A 20,364-nucleotide genomic window follows, 5' to 3' on the forward strand; every position below is an offset into this window, starting at 1 on the left:
TCGCTCCCACCGAGGTCGATTCAGGAGCCTCTGAGCGTAGTGACTCATCTGCGCAGAGCCCGACGCGGCCCTGGCGTGTCTCACCGCGCGCCCGATCCGGTCCGCGAACGAGCACGAACGACCGTTCCGGCCGGCCCGGGCCGGCTCGCCGGTGGTGCGCTATCTGGCGGCCACCAGTGCACGCAATGGCAGCCCGACGGGGGTGGCGCACCCTACAGTCGAGGCACGCGGCCGGCAGGCGGCCCGCGAGGCCAGGGAGGTGGCGGATGAGCCCGTACCGCCCGTCCTCGTCCGGTCGACCGGTGCCCCACCTCGTCGATGCGGCCGAGACCATGGACCGCGACCGCTTCGCCACGCTCGTCGCCCCGACCTTCTCGGCGGTCCGGGTTCGGCCGCTGACCGACGGGACGTTCCGCAGCTCCCTGCGCAGCGCGGTGGCCGGGGACGTGCGGGTCTCGGTGCTGAGCGGCAGCCCGTGCGTCGTGACCCGCGGTCCCGATCTCGTCCACGCCGGTGATCCCGCGTTCCTCAGCGTCTCGATGCAGCGGATCGGGCGGTCCGCCGTCGCGCAGGACGGGCGGCGCTGCCTGCTCGGTCCCGGCGACCTGGTCAACTACGTCACGTCGAGGCCCTACGAGGTCACGTTCTGGGAACCCTACGAGGCGGTGCTCGTCACGGTCCCGCTCGCCGCGCTGGGAGCGCACGCCGACACCCTCGCCCTGCGGACCGCGATCGCCGTCGGCACGGATCGCGGCCCCCGCGACGTCGTCGGGACGCTGTTCGACGCGCTCGCCACGAAGATCACCGACTGCTCGGCAGGCGACGCGAGCAGCAGCAAGGAGTACCTCGCGGACGCGATCGTGTCGCTGGTCATCGCCGAGCTCGTCGACATCGCCCCGCTGGGCGCTGGTGAGGATCTCGCCGACCGCATGCTCGCCCACTGCCTGTCGCACCTGTCCGATCCGGGGCTCACCGTCGAGTCGGTCGGGCGGGCGCTCGGCGTGTCGGTGCGGTACCTGCACAAGGTTCTGGCCCCCACCGGGATGACGCTGTCGGCGTGGATCCGCAGGCAGCGTCTGGAACGGATCGGCCGCGACCTCGCCGACGAGTCGCTGCGCGGGCGCACTGTCGGCGCCATCGCCGCACGCTGGGGGATCTCCGACGCCGGGCACCTGAGCCGGGCACTGAAGGCCGAGTTCGGCATGACCGCGAGCGAGATCCGCCGCTCGGGGCACTGGGAGCGCGGCGGTCCCCGCCCGCTGCCGGGGCGGCCCCATCTCCTCGGAACCGGTGGCGCGCAGACCGTGCCGCTGCGGTCCGCCGCCACCGGCTGACCCACCCCGTCGCGTCCGTTCGGGCGCGGCATTCACCTCCCACGTCTGTCCACTGTGCACAGAAGGAGCTGTCGTGACCATGAGCACCGCGAAGGTCGTGATCGTCACCGGCGCATCGCGCGGCATCGGGGCCGGCGTCGTCGAGGGGTACCGCAAGCAGGGCTTCTCCGTCGTTGCCACCTCGCGTTCCAGCACCGCCTCCGACGACCCGCAGGTGCACACCGTCGCGGGCGACCTCACCGACCCGCGGACGGCCGAGCGGGTGGTCGAGGCGGCGCTGGAACGCTTCGGTCGGATCGACACGCTCGTCAACAACGCCGGGATGTTCCTCGCCAAGCCGTTCACCCAGTGCACGGACGAGGACTTCGCGGCGATGGTCGGGCTCAACCTGGCCGGCTTCTTCGCCATCACCCGGCCGGTGGTCGCGACGATGCTCGAGCAGGGCTCCGGCCACGTCGTGACGATCACGACCTCGCTGGTCGACCACGCGCTCAGTGCGGTGCCGTCGGTACTCGCCTCGCTGACCAAGGGCGGTCTCGACGCCGCAACGCGGTCACTCGCCATCGAGTGCGCAGGCAGCGGCGTGCGGGTGAACGCCGTGTCCCCCGGAATCATCAAGACCCCCATGCACCCCGTCGAGGCCCACGAAGCCCTCGCCGGACTGCACCCGATGGGGCGCATGGGCGAGATCGACGAGATCGTGCACGCGGTGCTCTACCTCGAGGCCGCCACCTTCGTGACGGGCGAGACCCTGCACGTCGACGGTGGCCAGGGCGCGGGCCACTGATGTCGGCGACGGAGGCGCTCCACTCCCGACAGACCCTGCGGGCACAGGCCCGCGAGTTCGCCGGGGACGTGCTCAGCCGGGTCCGTGAGGTGACCGATCCGCTGCCGACCGCGATCGAGCGGTACCGGGCCACGCGGCCCTTCTACGAGCAGATGGTCGAGGCGGGGTTCCTGCGCAGGCTCGTCCCGCAGGCGTTGGGCGGGGACGGCACCGGTGCGTCGGCCACCGCCGCGCTCGCGGAGGAGCTGGTCGCGGGCGATCCCAGCGTCGCGCTCAACCTGTTCTCCACCGGCCTCGGGCTCACGCCGCTGCTGCGGGCGGGAAACCCGGCCCAGCACGCCGCGTTCCTCCCGCCGTTCCTCGCCATGAGCGGCACGCCGATCGCGTCGCTGGCACTCACCGAACCCGGTGGCACCGCGAACCTCGACGAGCCCGACACCTCGACCGGCGAACGCCTTGGCCTGCAGACCACCGCCCGGCGGCACGGGGACGGCTGGCTCGTCGACGGGGAGAAGCAGTGGGTGTCGCACGCGGCCGGATGGGACGGAACGGGACCGGACCTGATGATCGTGGTCTGCCGCGCGGGCGACGACCCGGACCCCCGCAACTCCCTGGCCGCGCTGATCCTCCCGGCACCGATCGAGGGGTTGACGATCACCGACGTGCTCGACCCGCTCGGTCACCGCGCGCACCTGCTGCCGCGCTTCACCCTCACCGCCTCCCCGGTTCCGGACGCGAACGTGCTGGGCGAGGTCGGCGACGGCCTCCGCATCGTCAACACGGCCTTCGGTGGTGCGCTGATCGGCGCCTGCGCGGCAGGGGTCATGCGCTCGGCCTTCGACGTCGCGCTGCGGTTCGCCCGCACCGACCGCCGCGGTGGACGCGTGCCGGTCATCGAGCACCAGGGCGTGGGGTTCCTGCTCGCCGACGTGAAGACCCGGATCGAGGCGGTCCGGGCACTGACGCAGCGAGCCTGCGCCGCACTGGACGCCGGGTCGCCGGGCGCCGAGGAGCTGTCCGTGCACGCCAAGATCTTCGGGTCGGAGACGGCGGTGCAGTCGCTGATCGACCTCATGCGCGTCGTCGGTGTCGAGTCCTACGGCCACCACCTCCCGCTCGCGGGCCTGGTCCAGGACGTGCTCGCCTACCCGCTCTTCAGTGGCGGGAACATCGGCTTCCGCAGGCGACGGCTCCAGGCGCTGCTCGCCGATCCCGGCTACGACCCGTGGTGCACGATGGCCGACCTCTGACCCGAACCGTCGTCGACGGTCAGTGCCAGTCCAGGCAGACCGCGGTCGCGTCGTCGGAGAGGTCGCCGCCCCGGAACTCCTGCACCTCGCCGGTGAGGTGGCGGACGAACTCCGCGGGCGGCAGCCGCCGCCGCTCCAGCAGGAGCTCGACGACCCGCTCGAGCCCGAACGCAGGCGATCCGCGCTCGTGGGCCTCGGCGATGCCGTCGGTGAGCAGCAGCAGCCGGTCACCGTGGCGCAGGCCCAGTCGCTGCAGGCGGTAGGCCGGGCCGGTCTTGAGGCCCAGCGGAGGTTCCGGGGACAGCTCCACCTCCTCGACGACGCCGCCGCGCAGCAGCAGCGGTGCCGGGTGGCCCGCGTTGATCACGACAGCCTCGCCGCTGACCACGTCGATCTCCATGAGCTGCCCGGTCACGAAGCTCGCACCCGGGAACTGCTCGGTGAGGTGCTGGTTCGCCGCCTCCGCCTGCGCCAGCACCCCCTCGCCGCTGCGCCGGGCGTTGCGCATGGCCGTGACCGCCAGGCTGCCCAGCAGCGCCGCGCGCAGGCCGTGCCCGACCGCGTCCGTGATGGAGATCGTCAGGCGGGTCGAGCTGACCGCGTAGTCGAAGGTGTCGCCGCCGATGTCGTAGGCCGGTTCCAGCGCGCCGGCGATCGAGAAGGCCGGCAGCTCGTAGGCCAGCACCGGCAGCAGCTCCCACTGGATCTCCGCGGCCAGGCCCAGATCCTTGCGCCGCCGCAGCATCTCGAAGCGGTCGGTGTAGCGGCGAGCACTGGCCAGCACGTGGGCCAGCACCCGCGACGCGTCCGTCAACAGATCCTCGACCGTCCCCCCGACGGGGTGATCCAGACCGACCATCAGCACCCCGAGGCGCTCGGCACGGATCGTCACCGGCACGAACAGCACCGCATCGCTGCCCTCGGCACCGGTGCTGCCGACGACCCGCTGCTCGCGGTAGCAGAGCCCGGCCGGGCCCTCGGCCACGACGTGGCGCTCCCCCGGTCCCGATCCGCTCTCCGGTACCGGCTCCAGGATCGTCTGGCTGTAGTCGACCAGCAACAACCTGCTCCACCGGGCGCCCACCCGCCGGCGCAGCCACGCGTCGCACACCTCGACCAGCTCGTACGGCGCAGCCAGGTCGAGCTCGCCCAACAGCTCGCCCAACAGCTCGCGGACGGGCTGGGGCGCCGCCGGACCGTCCACGCCATCCACGATCAGTCACCTCTCGACGAGCCACCGATCCACGGATCACAGATCCCACTGGTCACCGAGGCGCGGGCGACGCCACAGTGCATCACAGCTCGCCCCGGTCCGCCGACCCCGACCACCCCGACGCGCTCGGCGGAGGGAATGCTCCCAGGGGGTTGGCGCGGTCAGGCCCTGACCTGACCACCGAGATGGCGCGGTGGGGCCCGATCCGACGGCGCCAACCAAATCGCCACGGCGCCGACGTCCAGACGTTGGCGCGGTGGCTGCGCGGTTGGCGCGGTGACGCCCCGACCCGACCACCGAGACGGCGCGGCGGGGCCCGACCCAACGGCGCCAACCAGTTGGCCACGGCGCCGACGTCCAAACGTTGGCGCCGTGGCTACGCGGTTGGCGCGGTCACGCCCCGACCCGACCCCGAGGTCACCGCAGCGAGGTCACCGCCACCGCTCCCCGAATCGGTCGGAGATCAGCCTCGGTCGAGGACAGGAGTCCCGTGACGATCGCATCGGCTGCCGGCGCCGGAACCCCTGCCGCGGCACAGTCACGAGCGAACTTGTCGATCACCCGCTCGGCGGGCCACGGCCGGCGCGAACCCCCGTCGACATCGTCGATCCGGACGGTCCGGGTGGTGCGAGGTGATCGGCGACTTCGGATTGATCATGAGCGGCGGCTCGGGCGACGAGCTCGACCGGTCACAGCGACTACTGCCAGCTCGTCGGGGAGGACCGCCTCGCCACGCGACCCGGTGTGGGCGGTGCCCGGTGCGACGACGTCCGCTCGGACATGACGCTGCTTCGCCATGCCGGCGGCGGCGGGGTGTTCAGCGTCGGCTCGATCTGCTTCACCGGGTCGATCTCGCACGACGCCTACGACAACAACGTCGCCCGGCTGCTCGGCAACGCGCTGCGCGGGCTGCTCGCCGTGCCGGCCGAGGTCCCGGACGAGAGAGGACACGCCCGGAGCAGGTGAGCGTGAACACCGGGAGGCCCGCTCATCCGCGTCGCCGGGTGTCCTGCGCGGTGAGCTCCGCGGCGAAGCGGTCGTCGTCCCAGCCCTGCTCGACGGCCGTCCAGAGCAGGTCGGCCTGGGACGGCGGTGCGAGCCCGTCGATCGGTGGGTCCCGGTCGAGGTCGGTCGGGAAGGCATATCCCTCGGCCGTAGCGGCCACCACGTTGCGCAGCGCGCTCTTCGACGCGCCGGCGTCCTTCGCCCGGCGCAGTGCGGGCAGCACCGCCCGGCTGATCCGCGACCGGTCCACGGTCTCCATCGCCCGCCCGAACGCCGAGGAGACCTGCAGCAGGTTCGCCATCCGCCGGATGTCGGCCGAGCGGTTGGTGCCGGCCCCGTGGAGCAGTGCCGGGTTGAAGAACACCGCGTCGCCCTGGGCCAGTGGCAGCTGGACGTGGTGGTCGGCGAAGTAGGCGCGGAACTCGGCCCGGTCCGCGACGAGGTAGCCGTGCGCGTACTTCTGGGAATGCGGCAGGTACAGCGTCGGGCCGCTCTCCAGCGGCATATCGCAGTGGGCCACCGCGCCCTGCAGCGTCAATGCCGGGGTGAGAGCGTGCTGGTGCGCCGGATACCGCGCGGCCGCGGGGCCGGTCATGAAACCCAGGTGGTAGTCGCGGTGCGGGGTCTGCGCCCGGCCCCCGGGATTGACGACGTTGACCTGCGAGGTCACCTGGTAGCCGGGACCGAGCCACGCCTCGCAGACCAGCGCCAGCACGTCGTTGGCGTAGTAACCGGCGAACGTCTCGGGTGCGGCGATCGCGAGCTTCTCCAGCGCGTTCCACACCCGGTCGTTGCTGCCGGCCGCAGCGAAGTGGTCCCCGGCCGGACCACCCGCGACCCGCTGCGCCTCGATGAGCGCGAAGAACTCCGCGGTGGCCCGGTCGATCACAGCGGGCTCGAAAGCGCCCGTGACCACGACGATCCCGGGTCCGTCGAGCAACGCGCGCACCACCTCGCTCTGGATCGTGCGCCGATCGGTGTCGCGCAGGGTGTGCGCCGCGTAGACGGCCACGTTCTCCACGATGTCCGCGTGCGGGAACGCCGCCGCATCGGTGTCCTGCTCGACGACGGCGCGCAGGTCATCCACCCGGCACTCGGCCGGATCGAGCCAGATCGAGGGTCGGAGGTCGAGTGCGGGCTCCATCGCGGACTCCTCGGTGATTGGACCGGTCCAATACCGCAGGATTCCCGGTGCGCGGACCGAAGTCAAGCCCGGTCCGGATCCGGCGAGCCCGAGGAGAGCTCGTCCCGTGCGTCAGGGTGTGCGGCGCGCCGCCCAGACGGCGATCTGGCTGCGGCTGGTGAACCCGAGCTTGCTCAGGATGTGCTGCACGTGGCTCTCGACGGTGCGCTCGGAGATGTGCGTGGTAGCCGCCACCTGCCGGTTCGTCAGGCCGCCCGCCACGAGGTCGGCGATCTCGCGCTCCCGCCGACTCAGCACGCCCCCCGCACGCAGCGTGGCTCCCAGCGCCGCGACCTGTGCCTGCAGCGGCGCCATGCCCAGCCGGGCGGCGATCGCGCCCGCGTCGTTCAGCATCGCGACGGCCTCGTCGACGTCGCCCGCCCGGCCACGAGCCCGCAGTGCCGCTGCCAGGCGGAACCGCGCCATGCCTGCGAACGGGACGAGCCCGCACGCGTCGTTGACCGTGATCGCCACCCGCAGGTGCCGGACCGCGACGTCGGGTTTACCGGCACCGAGAGCCGCGATGCCGAGGTAGAGCTGCACCGAGCCCCCGGTGGTGATCGCGCCCGCGCCGCCGACGGAGTGCAGGTGGGCGTGGGGCAGGAGCAACCGGTGCACCATCTCGGCGGCAACCGGATCACCCAGGTCGGTGGCCAGCGCCGACCGCGAGGTCTCGAGCACCAGCGCCATGAACGCCGGAGCCCGTGGCGTTCCCGGCGGCGGCAGGGCCGCGTACCACCGCTCGGCGTCGTCGCGCCGCCCGAGCGCGAGGTGCCACAACCCCAGCGAGGCGCGCAGGAGGAAGACCCACGGGAGATCCTGCGCGGCGTAGGTCTCGAGCCAGTCGATGCTCTCCCCCGCGTCTCCGGTGAACGCCGCGAAGTGGTGCCGGACCACCCGCGCGGTCATGAGCGCGCCCTCGTGCCGCCCGTCCGTGGCGATGCCCAGCGCCTCGTCGTTGAACCGGGCGGCGTCGACGTACTGCCCGCGGCCCATCGCCAGCGCCGCGCGCCCCCGCAACAGGTGCAGCCGCGCGAGCGGCAGCCGCAGCCGGGCGACGACCGGCGCGAGCAGGTCGAGCTCGGCCTCGGCTTCATCGACCCGACCGGCCTGCAGGACGGCGTCGAACCGCCACAGGTGGCCCCACATCGTCGTGTCCGGATCGCCCGTGTCGACCCCGAGCGCGAGCATGCGGCCACCGACAACCAGCCGCTCGGCGTTGCCCTCGGCTCCGGCGCTGGCCAGCTGCCGAGCTCTCAGCGCACTGGCCAGCGCGACCGCGTCGCCGACCCGTTCGGCCATGGCCAGTGCCCGGGCGCTGGTCTCGTCCAGTCCGACGTTGCCTGCGGTGGCGAGCATGGTGTGGGAGAGCTGGGCGAGCAGCTGCGCCCGCTGCGCGCTGTCGGCATCGGGGGTGCCCCGCAGGGCCTCCTCACACCAGTCCCGGCACAGGTGCAGCCAGGCCAGGTCCGACACACCCGGCATCACGAGCGCCGCGCGACCCACGAGCGCCGGGTCACCGATGCGGCGGGCCAGCGCGACGGCCTCGGTGCCCAGCTCGATCGCGGACTCGATGTTGTTCGCCACGGCCTGCGCGTGGGCGGCGACGACGAGCAGGTCGGCCCGCGCGACCGGCGGCAGCACGGTGCGTCCGGCGTCGACCGCGCGGACGAACAGCCGGGCGGCGTCCTCGTGGGCGAGCGCGGTCATCGCGTTCTCGGCCGCCTGCCGGGCCCAGCCGACCGCGGCGGCGGCGTCACCGAGCGGGAGCGCGGCGAGTGCGTGGTGGGCGAGCTCGGGGAGGACGTCAGGATCGTCTGCGGACGCCCTGAGCGAGTCCGCGGCCCGCTGGTGGATCCGGGCGCGCTGACCCGGAGCGAGGTCGTCGAGCACGGTCTCGCGGACCAGGTCGTGTGCGAACCGCAGCCCGGTGCGCCCGAGTGGCCGGTCGAGCACCCCGTCGTCGTGTGCCGGTTGCAAGAGGTCGAGCACGGTGTCGACGGGCAGCTCGGCGGCCGCGGTGAGCACCGCCAGGTCGAGCTCGCGCCCGAGCACCGCGGCGACGGCCAGCACGTCACGGCAACCGTCCGGCAGCCGGGCCAACCTGCGGCGGACCACGTCGCGAACCGCACCGGGCACCCGCACCGTCGCGGCGTCGGCGCCCAGCACCCGCCCCAGTTCCCCGACGAAGAACGGGTTGCCGCGGGTCCTGCGGGCGACAGCGGCCACGACCTGCGGGGAGGGTCGCGCGCCGATCCGTTCGGCCAGCGCCGAGGCGACAGCTCCATCATCGAGTCCCGCGAGTTCGAGACCGATGGTGCCGGGCGACCGCGCGAGGTCGGACACCACCTCCGCGAGCAACGGGTTGTCGCCGAGCGCGACGTCGCGGTAGGTCACGACCAGCAGCAGGCGGGCGGCGCGGACCTCGCGGCCCAGATGGGCAAGCAGTGCCAGTGACGCGGGGTCGGCCCACTGCGCGTCGTCGATCACCAGCACGAGCCCGCCCGCCGCGGCCGCCTCGGTGAAGAACCGTGCCGCGGCGTCGAACAGGACGAACCGCTGCTCCGGACCGGCGGGCTCCGCAGGGGCCGGGCCCAGCTCCGGCGCGATCCGGGCCAGCTCCCCCGCCACGGCCGCCATCCGCGCGACCTCACCCGGTGCCGCCGCAGCCAGCCAGGATCGCAGGATCCGGCGCCACGGCCAGTACGCCGGCGCACCCGCGTCCTCACTGCAGCCACCCCACCACGCCGGGACGGCCCTGGCGCCGGCCAGGCGGCACAGCTCGGCCACGAGCCGAGTCTTGCCGATCCCGGCCTCGCCCGACACGAGCACGATCCGCGGCCGCGCCGCCAGCGCGTCCTCGAGCTGGTCGGCGACCTCCTCCAGCTCGGTCGCCCGACCGACGAACCTGGGCTCCACGGCGCGAACATAGCGCAGCACCCGATCTCCCCGAGCCTGCCGGCTTCCTCAGGAGGCGCGCAGCGCGACGCCGTCGCAGGCAGCCAGATCACAGGCGACCGCGGCCTGCCGCAACAGATCGAGTGCGCGCCTGCGTGCCGGGCCGATACTGCCGATCGGCATTCCCAGTGCCCGCGCGACAGCGGCATAGCAGGGTGTCGGGTTGGCCATCAGCATCCGCAGCAGCTGCTGGTCACGAGGTCGCAACGAGGCGAGCGCGCGCCACAGGGCGGCGTTGCGCTCGTCGGTCAGCAACCGGACGGCGTGCGGATCCGGGTCCGGGTCTGCGACGTCGAGCGCCTCCACGTCGATGTCGGAACGCAACCGCCGGGCGACGCGCAGCTGCCGGAGGCACTCCCGTCGCAGTGTGGTCGCCAACCAGGCCCCGAGCGACTCCGGTGCGGTGATCCGGTCGAGGTTCTCGACCAGCCGCAACCACGTGGCCTGCACGGCGTCCCCGGCGTCGGAGGTGCTCAGCCGGTAGCTCCGCGCGATCGACCACAACATCCGCTCGTGCTGCTCGACGATCGTCGACCAGGCCTGCGCATCCCCGGTCGCTGCCGCCTGCAACAGGTTCGCCGGTCCCGTTCCGCGCCGGTCCCGATCATCGACGACGTCCGCGGACCAGGCGGATGCGCCCGAGGTGGCGGAGCTCGCTGTTGGCGTCACAGCTGATATTTCTACGAGCCCCCGGGCGTCCGAACATCGGGGAGACCACGGACTCCGGGTACGGAGCCCGCCCCGTCCGAGCGGCGCGTGGACGTTTGAGGATCCCTCCTGCCCGGATCGCGTCGAGACGATCACCGGTGGCGGACACCGGCGCGGACGGCAGGGCCGTGACGGCGCACGTGATCGTCGATCTCGCCGGCGTCGGACATTTCGGTGAGGGCGGCCTCGACGTGCTGCACCACCCCCATCACATGGCCGGCGAGACCGGGGTGACGCTGCACGTGACCGGCCTGACCGCCCGTGCCGGTCTGTTGCCGGTGTGGATGGCCACCCAGATTCCGCAGTTCAGCGCCTTCGCCACCCTCGAGGACGCGCTCGCCTCCTTCGGGCCCGACGTCAGCCGCGGGCGACGACCTGCGGCGCCGGCGGCACGGCGGACAGCAGACCAACCAGATCGGCACGCCGGTCCCGGACAGCGGCCTGGTTCACGTAGCCCTTGTCGGTGATCTCACCGGCGTCGAGCTCGGCGGGTTCACAGAGCACGAGCAGCCGCTCCACGATCTGCGACGATCCACCGCCACCCGCGGCGAGCCGACCCATCGTGGCCACCAGTTCTGCCCGCAGCTCCGCATCCGGGACACCGTCGGCACCTACCCGGCCGGCGTGATCGGGATGCAGCCACACCATCGCGGTCACCCGCTCGCCGTCCTGCCCGCAGATCACCGCATCGGTGAGCAACCCCTCCGATGCCGACAGCAGCGCCGGGCGCAGCGTTCCCACGCTGACGAAGGTGCCCGTCGCGAGTTTGAAGTCCTCCGCGATCCGGCCCCGGAACAGCAGGCCCGCCGCCGGGTCGGCCGGATCGACCGGTGCGACGGCGTCGCCGGTGCGGAAGAAGCCGTGCTCGTCGAACGCGGCCGCGGTCAGGTCGGGCCGCCGATGGTAGCCGGGTGTGACGTTCGCGCCCCGCACCCGCACCTCGGTCTTGCGCCCCACCGGGACCAGCGCGAGCTCGACACCGGGTAGCGGCACCCCGAGCACATCGCTGCGGGTGATCGCGAAGTGCGCGGCGGTGGCCGCAGGCGCCGTCTCGGTGAGCCCCCACGCGGTGGTCATCTGCATCCCGGCCCCGTGCTCGGCGGCCAGCTTCGTCATCCGGTCCCACAGCTGCTGGGGCAGCGCAGCAGCGGCGAAGAACCCCAGCCGGAGGCGGTCGAGGAAGGCCCGGGCCGTGTCGGGGTCGCGTTCCAGGTGGGGAAGCAGGGCGGCGTAGCCCGCCGGCACGTTGAAGTAGACGCTCGGGTGGACATCGGCGAGGTTGCGCACCGTCCGCTCGACCAGCGCCGGTGCCGGGCGCCCGTCGTCGATCCACAGCTCGCCGCCACGCGTGAGCACCACACCGAGGCAGAAGTTGCCACCGAAGGTGTGGCTCCAGGGCAGCCAGTCCAGCAGCACCGGAGGTTCCTCGGCGAGGAACGGCCACGCCTGCAGCAGCTGCTGCTGGTTGGCCGAGAGCATCCCGTGGGTCGTGAGCACACCCTTCGGGCTACCGGTCGACCCGGACGTGAAGAGGATCTTCGCGACGTCGCCGCGGAGCAGCGCGCCGCAGCGCCGGTCGACCTCGCCGGTCGGCTCTGCGACGAGATCGGCGAGCGCGAGCGAGCCGGGGAGCTCACCATCGCGGCACAGCAGGACCCGGTCGCCGCGCACGGCATCGACGGCGCGGGCGAACGACGGGTCCTCCGCCACGATCAGCCCCGGTTCGGTGAGCTCGGCCATCGCGCGCAACTTCGCGTGGTCGGTGCTCTGCAGGGAGTACGCGACGCTGGTGGAGACGACCGGCGCCGCCACGGTCATCCCGGCCAGCATCACGGCGAGGTGCAACCGGCTGTTGCCCGAGAGCACCATGATCGGCCGGTCGGCGAGCCCGCGATCGATCAGACCCTGGGCCAGGCCGTCGACCAGTGCGCGCATCTCGCCCCAGGTGGACCGGGCCCACGACTCCCCCACGCGCTCCGCGACCAGCAACCGGTCGGGATGGGCCGTGGCGTGGGCTCGGAAGGACTCCACGACGCTGACCGGGTGCGCGGCGAGCGGCTCGGCCGAGCGCAGCAGCAGCCTGCCGTCGGGCAGCTGCTCCGACTCGATGCGCGGCACCGCGAACGACGACGTCGCCATCAGTCCGTGACCTCCAGCACCAGCGCGGCACCGGTGTCACCCGCTGCGCACCCGGTGAACAGGCCGATCCCCCCGCCCCGCAGCCGCAGCGTCTCGATGAGCTCGGCGATCGAGCGCAGGCCCGTCGGGCCCTGCGGATGGCCGAACACGAGGCTGCACCCGTACACGTTCATGTCCTCGGCCTTGATCCCCGTCTCGCGGGCGAAGTAGAGGTCGTTGACGGCGAACGGATTGTGGGTGGTGACCGCCCGGACATCGCCGATCGACCGGCCCGCCGCGGCCAGCGCGGCCAGCGCCGCAGGCACCGGGGCCTGCGGCATGCGGCTCTTGCCCACCCGGGCGACACCGCTGCCCAGTATCCGCACGATGCCGTGGCCGGAGATCTCCCTGGCCCGCTCCGCGGTGGTGACCACAGCACCGGCGCACCCGTCGGCCGGATGGGTCTGCGTTGCGAACGTGTGCAGCGCGCCCGGCGCGGCCGGCGGCAGTGCCGCGATGGCGGCGGGCTGCTTGGGCCGGATCCCCTCGTCGGCGTCGAGGCACAGCGAGACCTTGCGCTGCGCGATCTCCACCGGCACCTGGTAGCGACGCTGGAACGCGCGGTCCGCGGCCAACGCGGACCCGTACTGCTCCCAGCGCAACGCGGTGAGCTCGTCGAGCTCCTCGCGGGTGGCACCCATCTCCGCGGCCACGGCCTCGGCGGCGGCGAGCATGCCCGCCCCGGCCCACGGGTCGCGGGCGAAGCTGTCCAGCACCCAGTGCGAGGTGATCGGCGCACCACCCGCGGCACTCGGCGCCGGCCAGGACAGCGTGGGGCCGTTGGAGATGCGGTCGGTCGCCACCACCAGCTGCGGGCCCGCCCCGCCTGCTACCGCCCCGGCCGCCACGTTGATCGCCGCGACGCTGGTGGCGCAGGCCTGCGCGATCATCGGCCCCGTCAGCGTCGGCGCACCGAGCCGTGCGGCCAGGGTCGGGGCACCGTAGAAGACGTCCCGCTGCGGCACGGTCGTCCCGAGGACCACACCGTCGAACTGCTCGACGTCCAGCGCGCGATCGGCCAGCGCCCGCGACGTCACCGCGGCGGCGAGGTCGAGGCTGTCGACCTCGGCGAGGCTCCCCTGCCACCTCGCGAACGGCGACGACCACGCGGAGCCGAGCGGGATGGCGATGTCGTCGTACTGCATCGGGCGACTCCACAAGCCGGGACGGACGGGGCGCCCCATTCCTGCACGCACGGGCTGATCGAGTCAAGATGGACGGCCGTCCATTATATTGGCCAGCGTGGAGGACATCCCGTCACTCGGTCGCAACGTCCGCCGGATCCGTCACGAGCACCGGCTCAGCCTCGGGGCGCTCGCCCAGCAGGCCGGGCTGGCCAAGCAGACGCTGGCCAACCTCGAGAACGGCAACGGCAACCCGACAGTGGAGACCCTGCTCGCAGTGGCCAGGGCACTGGGCATCGGCGTGAACTGGCTGATGACCGAGTGGGGCAGCCCGGTTCTCGTCCGCCGCGGCAGCGATGCCGAGTGGGAGGACGACGTCGCCGGACGCCGCCGCACGCTCGACCAGATCTACGGAACCGGCCAGGTCACCACGGCGCTCGTCGAGCTGACCAGCACCCGGGAGGTGCGCCCCGCCCAACCACCCGGGGCCCTGCACCACGCCTACGTCCTCACCGGCGAGGTGCTCGCGGGGCCGGTCGAGGACCTCCATCCGCTCGGGCCCGGCGACTTCATCCGCTTCGCAGGCGACGTCCCGCACGTCCTGCGGGCCGCCACCGACGGCGGGGCCACCGTCCACGTCGTCACGACCGTGCCCAAGGTCCAGCAGTTCACCCCGAGCTAGGCCGTCCAACACAATGGCCGACGGGCAGGCGGCAGCCCGCGTCGGTTCAGCCGTAGAAGCTCTCGATCGGTCGACGGGCCTCGTCGAACAGCGCGGGGCCACTCTGTGGCACCGGCTCGAACCCGCTCCCGGCCGGCTTGAGCGCGGTGAGCTGCTCGCTCGACATCGCGAACACCACGCGGCCCAGTCCGGAGCGGGCGAGCGCACCGGCGCACATGCCGCACGGCTCGCAGCTCGTGAACATCGTGGTGGCGGCCGCGGTCGCGGCGTCGAGCTCGCGGGCGGCCCACCGGGCGAGCTTCAGCTCGGGGTGGGCGGTGATGTCGCCGTCGGTGATCGACGTGTTGTGGTCCTCAGCGAGCACCGTGCCGTCGGGGCCGGCCAGCAGCGACCCGAAGGGCGGGTTGCCCGAGGCCACGGCGGCCTCCGACAGCTCAACGGCCCGGCGCAGCAGGCGCTGCTCGTCGTGGGTGTTCATGACAACTCCGTTCGGGGACGCAGGTCGGCGACGGCGGCGAGCGCGCGCCAGGCCGTCTCGGGATGGTGGGTCTCGTCAGGATCGCCGCCGAAGGGGTCCAGCACCACCGTGGCGGCGCCGAGCTGCCACAGCTGCTGGAGATCGTCGGCGATCTGCTCGATCGTGCCCTCGCCTGCCGACCGGTCCTCGTCGGGAACCGGTGCGTCGGTGAGGCGCAGCAGGATCCGCGGTACCAGCTCGGGCACCGGGCGGCCTGCGGTGGCTGCCGTCGCCGTCAAGCGTTCCACGGCATCTCGCAGCCACGGCAGGCTGAACCGCAGCGGGTGCCAGGCGGCTGCGTGCCGCACCGCGCGCCGGATCCCGGCGTCGCTGTTGCCGCCGACCCAGATCGGGATCCGACCGTTGCGGTAGTCGCCGTCGTCGGCCCACGCGGCGCGCAGCACGTCGAGGAGCTCGTCGGTCAGCCGCCCGCGCTGCGCGAAGTCGACGCCGAGCGCGGCGTACTCCTGCTGCGCCCACCCGACACCGACACCGAGCACGAGCCGACCGCCGCTCAGGTCGTTGAGGTTGGCCGCCATGCGCGCGACGAGCAGCGGGTGCCGGTAGGGCGCGACGAGCACGGTGGTGCCGAGCCGGACGCGGTCGGTGATCCCGGCCAGCCACGACAGCGTGGTGAACGGCTCGTAGAACGGCGCCGGGTACTGCTGCGCCACATCGGGGGTGACCGCGACGTGGTCGGACACCATCAGCAGGTCGAAGCCCAGCCCCTCCACCGTCTGGGCCCAGCGACGCAGCACGCCGGGGTCGGTGCCGGGCCCGAAGTTCGGGACGTTCACACCCAGTTGCACGAGAACGAGACTAGGGGCCGAGCATGCCCCACCGGAAGGGATCATCCCCAGCAATGGCCGCTTTGCACCGGGGAATCCCCGGTAGATTGGCACGATGACCGAGAGTCTCGACGACACCGACTGGGCGATACTCGCAGTGGTCCAGACCGATGGCCGCGTCTCGCTCACCGAGCTGGGCCGCCGGGTCAACCTCAGCGCGTCCGCCACCACCGAGCGCCTTCGCCGGCTGGAGTCCACCGGCGTCATCACGGGCTACCGCGCCGACGTCGACCTGGCGAGGGCCGGCTTCGCGGTGTTGGCGGTGGTGCGGCTGAAGTACCCGGGGAGCAGGCACGAGCCGCTGCACGCGCTGCTGGCGGAGCGCCCGGAGATCCTCGAGTGCCTGCGCACCACCGGCGACGACTGCTACGTACTGAAGGTGGCGGCGACGAGCATGGCGAGCCTGGAGCAGACGGTCAACGACCTCGCCGCGCTGGGCAGCACCACCACCAACATCGTCTACAGCGCCACCCTCCCCTACCGCGGGCCGGCCCGCGGTCCTGTCGAGGGGTAGCGGCACGGCGCGGAGGTTCCTGCTCGTGTCGCCGAGGTGCTAGCGAACGGCGGGCGGCTGGGGTCACCATGGCGGTACGACCACGCCGAGGCCGGACGGGAGGGACCGTGGAACACGGTGAGTACTGGGCGACCGGACAGGGACCGGACAGCGACCGCGCCGAGGACTGGCGCGAGATGCTCTCGGCCACGCACCTGCCGTGGTCCACGCGCGTGGACCACGACGCGGACGCCCCTGCGTTCGACGCCTGGGTCCGCAGGCTGTGGATCGACGACCTCGCGCTGATCGACTGCGAGTGCGGGCCGTGCTCCGGCACCCGCCAGCGTCGGCACATCGCCGAGACGGACGGCGAGTTCGTCATCGTGCTGATGACACGCGCCGGTCGGGAGACCGTGAGCCAGGGCGACGCCGAAGCGGTCCTGCGAGCCGGTGACGCGGTCGTCTGGGACAGCACGAAGCCGGCGAAGTTCACGGTGTGGGAGCCACTGACGAAACGCAGCCTGCTGATCCCCCGCGCTGCGCTGGAAGAGGTCAGCGGGCGGGCCGTCATGTCCGCAGGCGTCATGCTCGACGGCAACAGGCCGGCCACCCGGTTGCTGACCTCGTACCTGGATACGCTGAGCACAGCGCTGCCGGAGCTCGACCAGTGCGGGGTCAGCGCCGCGCGCAACGCCACGCTGGAGCTGTTCATCGGGGCGATGCGGTCCGGAGGCGACACCCCGACGACGTCGATGGCGCAACCGGCCCTGCGCGCGGAGATCGACCGCTACATCGAGCGCCACCTGCTGGACGCGACGACACCGGCGGACGTCGCAGCGGCGCACGGGGTGTCGGTGCGGACGGTGAACCGGATCTTCAACGCGACGGGCCAGACCGTGGGGGAAGTGATCCGTGTCCGTCGACTCGCCCGGGCGCGGGAGGAGCTGACCGACTCCGATCAGCCGGTGTCCTCCATCGCGCATCGTTGGGGCTTCTCGGATCCGAGTCATTTCACGCGATCCTTCAAGGCGCACTACGGGACGTCGCCCCGGGCGTACCGCTCCGCCACCCGGCTGGCTGGCGGATCCAGGCAAGTGTCTGGCGCTGTGGTGCAAAGAGCCCGCTCAGCCGGGCGTGAGACTGGGGTCACAGCGACCCGGAGCTGAGTCGAGGACTCCTGCGGGCCGACTGGCCGACTCACGGAGGAGTTCTGAGAATGGCTCGACGCGACATCGAGTTCGACGCAGAAGGCGTGACGCTGCGCGGCTGGTTCTACAGTGCTGATGGGGCTGATGGGGCTGATGGGGCCGACGGGGCGGCACCGACCGTCGTACTGGCGCACGGCTTCTCCGCCGTGAAGGAGATGTACCTCGACAAGTACGGAGAGCTCTTCTCCGCGGCCGGGCTGAACGCGCTCGTGTTCGACAACCGCAACTTCGGCGCCAGCGACGGCATACCGCGCCAGGAGATCGACCCCTGGATGCAGGTGCGCGACTACCGCCACGCCATCACCTACGCCACCAGCCTGCCCGAGGTCGACGCCGACCGCATCGGGATCTGGGGCTCGTCCTACTCCGGCGGACACGTGCTCGTCGTCGCGGCCATCGACCGCCGGGTCAAGGCCGTCGTGTCGCAGGTCCCGCTGGTGTCCGGGCACGACAACTTCCGCGCGCTGGTGCGCGCCGACTTCATCGACGGCTTCCGCGACATGTTCGTGGCCGACCGGGTCGCCCGTTACGAGGGCAAGGAGCCGGCGATGGTGCCGGTCGTGGACAAGGACCCGCTGGCACCGTCGGCGTTGCCGACGCCGGACTCCTACACGTGGTTCACCGACACCCACGAGCTGCGCGCGCCGTCGTGGCGCAACGAGGTCACGCTGCGCAGCGTGGAGCTGTTCACCGAGTACGAGCCGATCACCTACGTGCCCTACATCAGCCCCACCCCGCTGCTGCTGATGCCGGCCCGCAACGACGTGCTCACCCCGACCGACCTGGCCATCGGCGCCTACGAGAAGGCCCGCGAGCCGAAGAAGCTGCAGATCCTGCCCGGCGGTCACTTCGACGCCTACGTCGACGGCTTCGGCGCGTCCGGGCCCGCCGCCCGCGACTGGTTCGTCGAGCACCTCGGCCGCTGACACCCAGCCCCGAACGGGTTGCAGGAAGTCCGTCATGGCCTGCGGCCACCATGAGAGATGAGAATCGGCACTGTCGCGTGCGGTGGGGAGCGTGCCCGGCTTCACGGCGCCCTCGCCGGGCGGGCAGATCAACAGGAGGGTCCGGCGTGGGGGCGCTGCGGTGCGATTCGGTGATCAACGCCCACTGGTTCGGTGTTGACCATGAGCCAGCAGGCGTTGATCTTCGAGCCGGTGGTCGAGCGCGCACCGGCTCATGATCGAACCGGAACCTGTGGGCGTTGATCACCCGCCCGGGGCGGCGGGCTCGCGCGTTGCCTCCTGCCATCCGGAATCACCGACCGGCGCGCACCGTCACGCAGGGTCGTCGAGGCGGAAGCCGACCTTCATCGTGACCTGTACGTGCGCCACGTCGCCGTCGTTCAGGTTGCCCCGGATCTGCTGCACCTCGAACCAGTCGAGGTTGCGCAACGTCTGCGCCGCACGGGCCAGGCCGCTTCGAATGGCCGCATCGACACCGTCCGGGGACGTGCCGACGATCTCCGTGACCCGGTACGTGTGCTCGGTCATGGAACCTCCAAGATTCGGGATCGGCCCGGCGGATCCGGCGCCCGCACGGCTCGACGGGCTCAAGGTAACGCGCGATCACGCCCCCTCGCAGGACGAGACGGCCGCCTCAGTCGCCGCTGCGGCCGGCATCCCGGAGGGCCCGCATCATGGCCCGCGTCGCGTACGGCGAGTAGCGCGGCGCCCACACCGCCAGTGCGACGGCCGCGAGCAGGGCACCGGTGCCGACGGCGAGGATGCCGGCCGCGAGCGTCCACACCGCGGCGACCACCGAGACGGTGGCGGGCCCCGCCGCGTTGCCCGTGTCGTTCATCAGCCGCCACATCGAGATGAACCGCAGCCTGTTGTCCACCGGCGCGACGTCGGCACCGAGGGTCATCACGATGCCGGATCCGATGCCGTTGCCGCAGCTCATCACCATGGCGACGGCCGTGAGCCCGATGATCTCCTGGCTCAACGGGAGAACGGCCATCGACAGCCCCATGATCAGCATCGACGGGACGGCGACCGCGAGCCTGCCGTGGCGGTCCATCACCTTCCCCGCCGGGTAGAACAGCGCCATGTCGACCGCGCTCGCGATCCCGAACATGACGCTGGTCGCCTCCGGGCCGAGGCCGATGTGGACCGCCCAGAGCGGGAGCACGACCTGCCGTGCCGCACGTGCCGCGCCGATCCCGAGCACCGCGAAACCCAGCGTCGCCAGCACCCGGCGGTGCTCCCGCGCGGCGCCGAGGAACCCACCGGACCGGCCTGGGCAGGTGGCCGGCCGCACCATCGGGCCCGTGGTCGGCTCGAGATCGGGGATCACGATCAGCAGAACGGTGGCCACCGCGGCGGCCGCGACCGCCACGAGGTAGGCGGCCCGCACCGTCGTCAGACCGATCACCGCCGCCCCCACGAACGGCCCGATGAACAACCCGATGCGGTGCGCGCCACCGAGCATCGACATCGCCCGCGCGCGCAACGCCAGCGGTGCCACCTCGGTCAGGTACGACTGCCGCGCGAGGTAGAACGTCGCGTTGCACATGCCGAGCACGAACAGGCAGACACCCAGCAGCAGCAACGACGACGCCACGACGCAGACCGCCATGGACGCCGTGGCGATCCCACCCGCGACGACCATCGCACGCCGGTCACCCAGCCACGCCGCCAGCGCCGCGGACGGGATGTCACCGACCAGCTGGCCGATTCCCAGCAGCGCCACCAGGAAGCCGGCCATGGCCGGTGATGCCCCGAGCTCGACCGCGGTGATCGCGACGATCGGGATCACCGCGCCGTTGCCGATCTCGTAGACAGCGGTCGGCAGGAACATCGACGGCACCATCGAGCGCAACGTCTGCGGTGACCTCTGGGGCGACGGCTGCGGCAACGGCGGTCTCCGTGGCA

At 72.4% G+C, this 20,364-nt stretch carries 19 protein-coding genes; 8 read left to right on the forward strand and 11 right to left on the reverse strand.

Annotated features, from left to right (window positions below; translation table 11 throughout):
- Positions 1 to 266: 266 nt before the first annotated feature.
- From ACFPFQ_RS05710 to ACFPFQ_RS05720, 3 genes are all read left to right on the forward strand, one after another.
- Complete coding sequence (locus ACFPFQ_RS05710; protein ID WP_379615480.1) at positions 267 to 1,334, forward strand: helix-turn-helix domain-containing protein; 1,068 nt, start codon at positions 267 to 269, stop codon at positions 1,332 to 1,334.
- Positions 1,335 to 1,413: 79 nt separating this feature from the next.
- Positions 1,414 to 2,121: an SDR family NAD(P)-dependent oxidoreductase gene (locus tag ACFPFQ_RS05715; RefSeq protein WP_379615960.1), complete on the forward strand. Its 708-nt coding sequence runs from the start codon at positions 1,414 to 1,416 to the stop codon at positions 2,119 to 2,121.
- Positions 2,121 to 3,371, forward strand: coding sequence for an acyl-CoA dehydrogenase family protein (locus ACFPFQ_RS05720; protein ID WP_379615482.1), 1,251 nt, complete (start codon positions 2,121 to 2,123; stop codon positions 3,369 to 3,371). Before ACFPFQ_RS05715 ends, ACFPFQ_RS05720 begins: the two co-directional genes overlap by 1 nt.
- Before the next feature lie 19 nt (positions 3,372 to 3,390).
- Here ACFPFQ_RS05720 and ACFPFQ_RS05725 read toward each other — a convergent pair whose 3' ends face one another.
- Complete coding sequence (locus ACFPFQ_RS05725; protein WP_379615484.1) at positions 3,391 to 4,575, reverse strand: PP2C family protein-serine/threonine phosphatase; 1,185 nt, start codon at positions 4,573 to 4,575, stop codon at positions 3,391 to 3,393.
- A 789-nt stretch (positions 4,576 to 5,364) separates the two neighbouring features.
- Between ACFPFQ_RS05725 and ACFPFQ_RS05730 the strand changes: the two genes are divergently transcribed.
- Positions 5,365 to 5,550, forward strand: coding sequence for a hypothetical protein (locus tag ACFPFQ_RS05730; RefSeq protein ID WP_379615486.1), 186 nt, complete (start codon positions 5,365 to 5,367; stop codon positions 5,548 to 5,550).
- A gap of 22 nt (positions 5,551 to 5,572) precedes the next feature.
- On the opposite strand, the gene ACFPFQ_RS05735 is transcribed toward ACFPFQ_RS05730, so the two are convergent.
- The 6 genes from ACFPFQ_RS05735 to ACFPFQ_RS05760 form a co-directional block, all read right to left on the reverse strand.
- Complete coding sequence (locus ACFPFQ_RS05735) at positions 5,573 to 6,733, reverse strand: phytanoyl-CoA dioxygenase family protein (RefSeq protein ID WP_379615488.1); 1,161 nt, start codon at positions 6,731 to 6,733, stop codon at positions 5,573 to 5,575.
- A gap of 111 nt (positions 6,734 to 6,844) precedes the next feature.
- Complete coding sequence (locus ACFPFQ_RS05740; protein ID WP_379615490.1) at positions 6,845 to 9,691, reverse strand: ATP-binding protein; 2,847 nt, start codon at positions 9,689 to 9,691, stop codon at positions 6,845 to 6,847.
- Between the two features lie 48 nt (positions 9,692 to 9,739).
- The gene (locus tag ACFPFQ_RS05745) at positions 9,740 to 10,399 is read right to left on the reverse strand and encodes an RNA polymerase sigma factor (RefSeq protein WP_379615492.1); all 660 of its coding nucleotides are present in this window, start codon (positions 10,397 to 10,399) and stop codon (positions 9,740 to 9,742) included.
- A gap of 131 nt (positions 10,400 to 10,530) precedes the next feature.
- Positions 10,531 to 10,680 (reverse strand): hypothetical protein, encoded by a 150-nt coding sequence (locus ACFPFQ_RS05750; RefSeq protein ID WP_379615494.1) that lies wholly within the window; start codon positions 10,678 to 10,680, stop codon positions 10,531 to 10,533.
- Positions 10,681 to 10,795: 115 nt separating this feature from the next.
- On the reverse strand, positions 10,796 to 12,577 hold the full coding sequence (locus tag ACFPFQ_RS05755; RefSeq protein ID WP_379615496.1) for an AMP-binding protein: 1,782 nt from the start codon (positions 12,575 to 12,577) through the stop codon (positions 10,796 to 10,798).
- Positions 12,577 to 13,761 carry a thiolase family protein gene (locus ACFPFQ_RS05760; protein ID WP_379615498.1) on the reverse strand — a complete coding sequence of 395 codons (1,185 nt, stop codon included), beginning with the start codon at positions 13,759 to 13,761 and terminating at the stop codon, positions 12,577 to 12,579. The genes ACFPFQ_RS05755 and ACFPFQ_RS05760 overlap by 1 nt, the downstream gene beginning before the upstream one ends.
- A 97-nt stretch (positions 13,762 to 13,858) precedes the next feature.
- On the opposite strand from ACFPFQ_RS05760, the gene ACFPFQ_RS05765 reads away from it, so the two are divergent.
- Positions 13,859 to 14,422, forward strand: a complete 564-nt coding sequence (locus tag ACFPFQ_RS05765) for a helix-turn-helix domain-containing protein (protein ID WP_379615500.1) — start codon at positions 13,859 to 13,861, stop codon at positions 14,420 to 14,422.
- Between the two features lie 46 nt (positions 14,423 to 14,468).
- Here ACFPFQ_RS05765 and ACFPFQ_RS05770 read toward each other — a convergent pair whose 3' ends face one another.
- Positions 14,469 to 14,900: a nucleoside deaminase gene (locus ACFPFQ_RS05770; protein WP_379615502.1), complete on the reverse strand. Its 432-nt coding sequence runs from the start codon at positions 14,898 to 14,900 to the stop codon at positions 14,469 to 14,471.
- Positions 14,897 to 15,748, reverse strand: coding sequence for an LLM class flavin-dependent oxidoreductase (locus tag ACFPFQ_RS05775; protein ID WP_379615503.1), 852 nt, complete (start codon positions 15,746 to 15,748; stop codon positions 14,897 to 14,899). Before ACFPFQ_RS05775 ends, ACFPFQ_RS05770 begins: the two co-directional genes overlap by 4 nt.
- 94 nt (positions 15,749 to 15,842) lie before the next feature.
- On the opposite strand from ACFPFQ_RS05775, the gene ACFPFQ_RS05780 reads away from it, so the two are divergent.
- The 3 genes from ACFPFQ_RS05780 to ACFPFQ_RS05790 all read left to right on the forward strand — a co-directional run bounded on the left by ACFPFQ_RS05780 (position 15,843) and on the right by ACFPFQ_RS05790 (position 18,414).
- The gene (locus ACFPFQ_RS05780; RefSeq protein WP_379615505.1) at positions 15,843 to 16,301 is read left to right on the forward strand and encodes an Lrp/AsnC family transcriptional regulator; all 459 of its coding nucleotides are present in this window, start codon (positions 15,843 to 15,845) and stop codon (positions 16,299 to 16,301) included.
- A 107-nt stretch (positions 16,302 to 16,408) separates the two neighbouring features.
- On the forward strand, positions 16,409 to 17,446 hold the full coding sequence (locus ACFPFQ_RS05785) for a helix-turn-helix domain-containing protein (protein WP_379615507.1): 1,038 nt from the start codon (positions 16,409 to 16,411) through the stop codon (positions 17,444 to 17,446).
- 50 nt (positions 17,447 to 17,496) lie between these two features.
- A complete protein-coding gene (locus tag ACFPFQ_RS05790; RefSeq protein ID WP_379615509.1) occupies positions 17,497 to 18,414 on the forward strand; it encodes an alpha/beta hydrolase in 918 nt (305 codons plus the stop codon).
- Between the two features lie 351 nt (positions 18,415 to 18,765).
- Here ACFPFQ_RS05790 and ACFPFQ_RS05795 read toward each other — a convergent pair whose 3' ends face one another.
- Positions 18,766 to 18,981: a dodecin gene (locus ACFPFQ_RS05795; RefSeq protein ID WP_379615511.1), complete on the reverse strand. Its 216-nt coding sequence runs from the start codon at positions 18,979 to 18,981 to the stop codon at positions 18,766 to 18,768.
- A gap of 106 nt (positions 18,982 to 19,087) precedes the next feature.
- Positions 19,088 to 20,290 carry an MFS transporter gene (locus ACFPFQ_RS05800; RefSeq protein WP_379615513.1) on the reverse strand — a complete coding sequence of 401 codons (1,203 nt, stop codon included), beginning with the start codon at positions 20,288 to 20,290 and terminating at the stop codon, positions 19,088 to 19,090.
- Positions 20,291 to 20,364 lie beyond the last annotated feature (74 nt).

The organism is Pseudonocardia sp. GCM10023141 (genome assembly GCF_042653605.1).

Excerpts from the sequence above, each read along its gene's own strand:
- ACFPFQ_RS05735 (WP_379615488.1), bottom strand. The coding sequence starts at position 6,733 with ATGGAGCCCGCACTCGACCTCCGACCCTCGATCTGGCTCGATCCGGCC.
- ACFPFQ_RS05730 (WP_379615486.1), top strand. The coding sequence starts at position 5,365 with ATGACGCTGCTTCGCCATGCCGGCGGCGGCGGGGTGTTCAGCGTCGGC.
- ACFPFQ_RS05790 (WP_379615509.1), top strand. The coding sequence starts at position 17,497 with ATGGCTCGACGCGACATCGAGTTCGACGCAGAAGGCGTGACGCTGCGC.
- ACFPFQ_RS05710 (WP_379615480.1), top strand. The coding sequence starts at position 267 with ATGAGCCCGTACCGCCCGTCCTCGTCCGGTCGACCGGTGCCCCACCTC.
- ACFPFQ_RS05760 (WP_379615498.1), bottom strand. The coding sequence starts at position 13,761 with ATGCAGTACGACGACATCGCCATCCCGCTCGGCTCCGCGTGGTCGTCG.
- ACFPFQ_RS05715 (WP_379615960.1), top strand. The coding sequence starts at position 1,414 with ATGAGCACCGCGAAGGTCGTGATCGTCACCGGCGCATCGCGCGGCATC.
- ACFPFQ_RS05720 (WP_379615482.1), top strand. The coding sequence starts at position 2,121 with ATGTCGGCGACGGAGGCGCTCCACTCCCGACAGACCCTGCGGGCACAG.
- ACFPFQ_RS05780 (WP_379615505.1), top strand. The coding sequence starts at position 15,843 with ATGACCGAGAGTCTCGACGACACCGACTGGGCGATACTCGCAGTGGTC.
- ACFPFQ_RS05755 (WP_379615496.1), bottom strand. The coding sequence starts at position 12,577 with ATGGCGACGTCGTCGTTCGCGGTGCCGCGCATCGAGTCGGAGCAGCTG.
- ACFPFQ_RS05795 (WP_379615511.1), bottom strand. The coding sequence starts at position 18,981 with ATGACCGAGCACACGTACCGGGTCACGGAGATCGTCGGCACGTCCCCG.
- ACFPFQ_RS05800 (WP_379615513.1), bottom strand. The coding sequence starts at position 20,290 with ATGTTCCTGCCGACCGCTGTCTACGAGATCGGCAACGGCGCGGTGATC.
- ACFPFQ_RS05770 (WP_379615502.1), bottom strand. The coding sequence starts at position 14,900 with ATGAACACCCACGACGAGCAGCGCCTGCTGCGCCGGGCCGTTGAGCTG.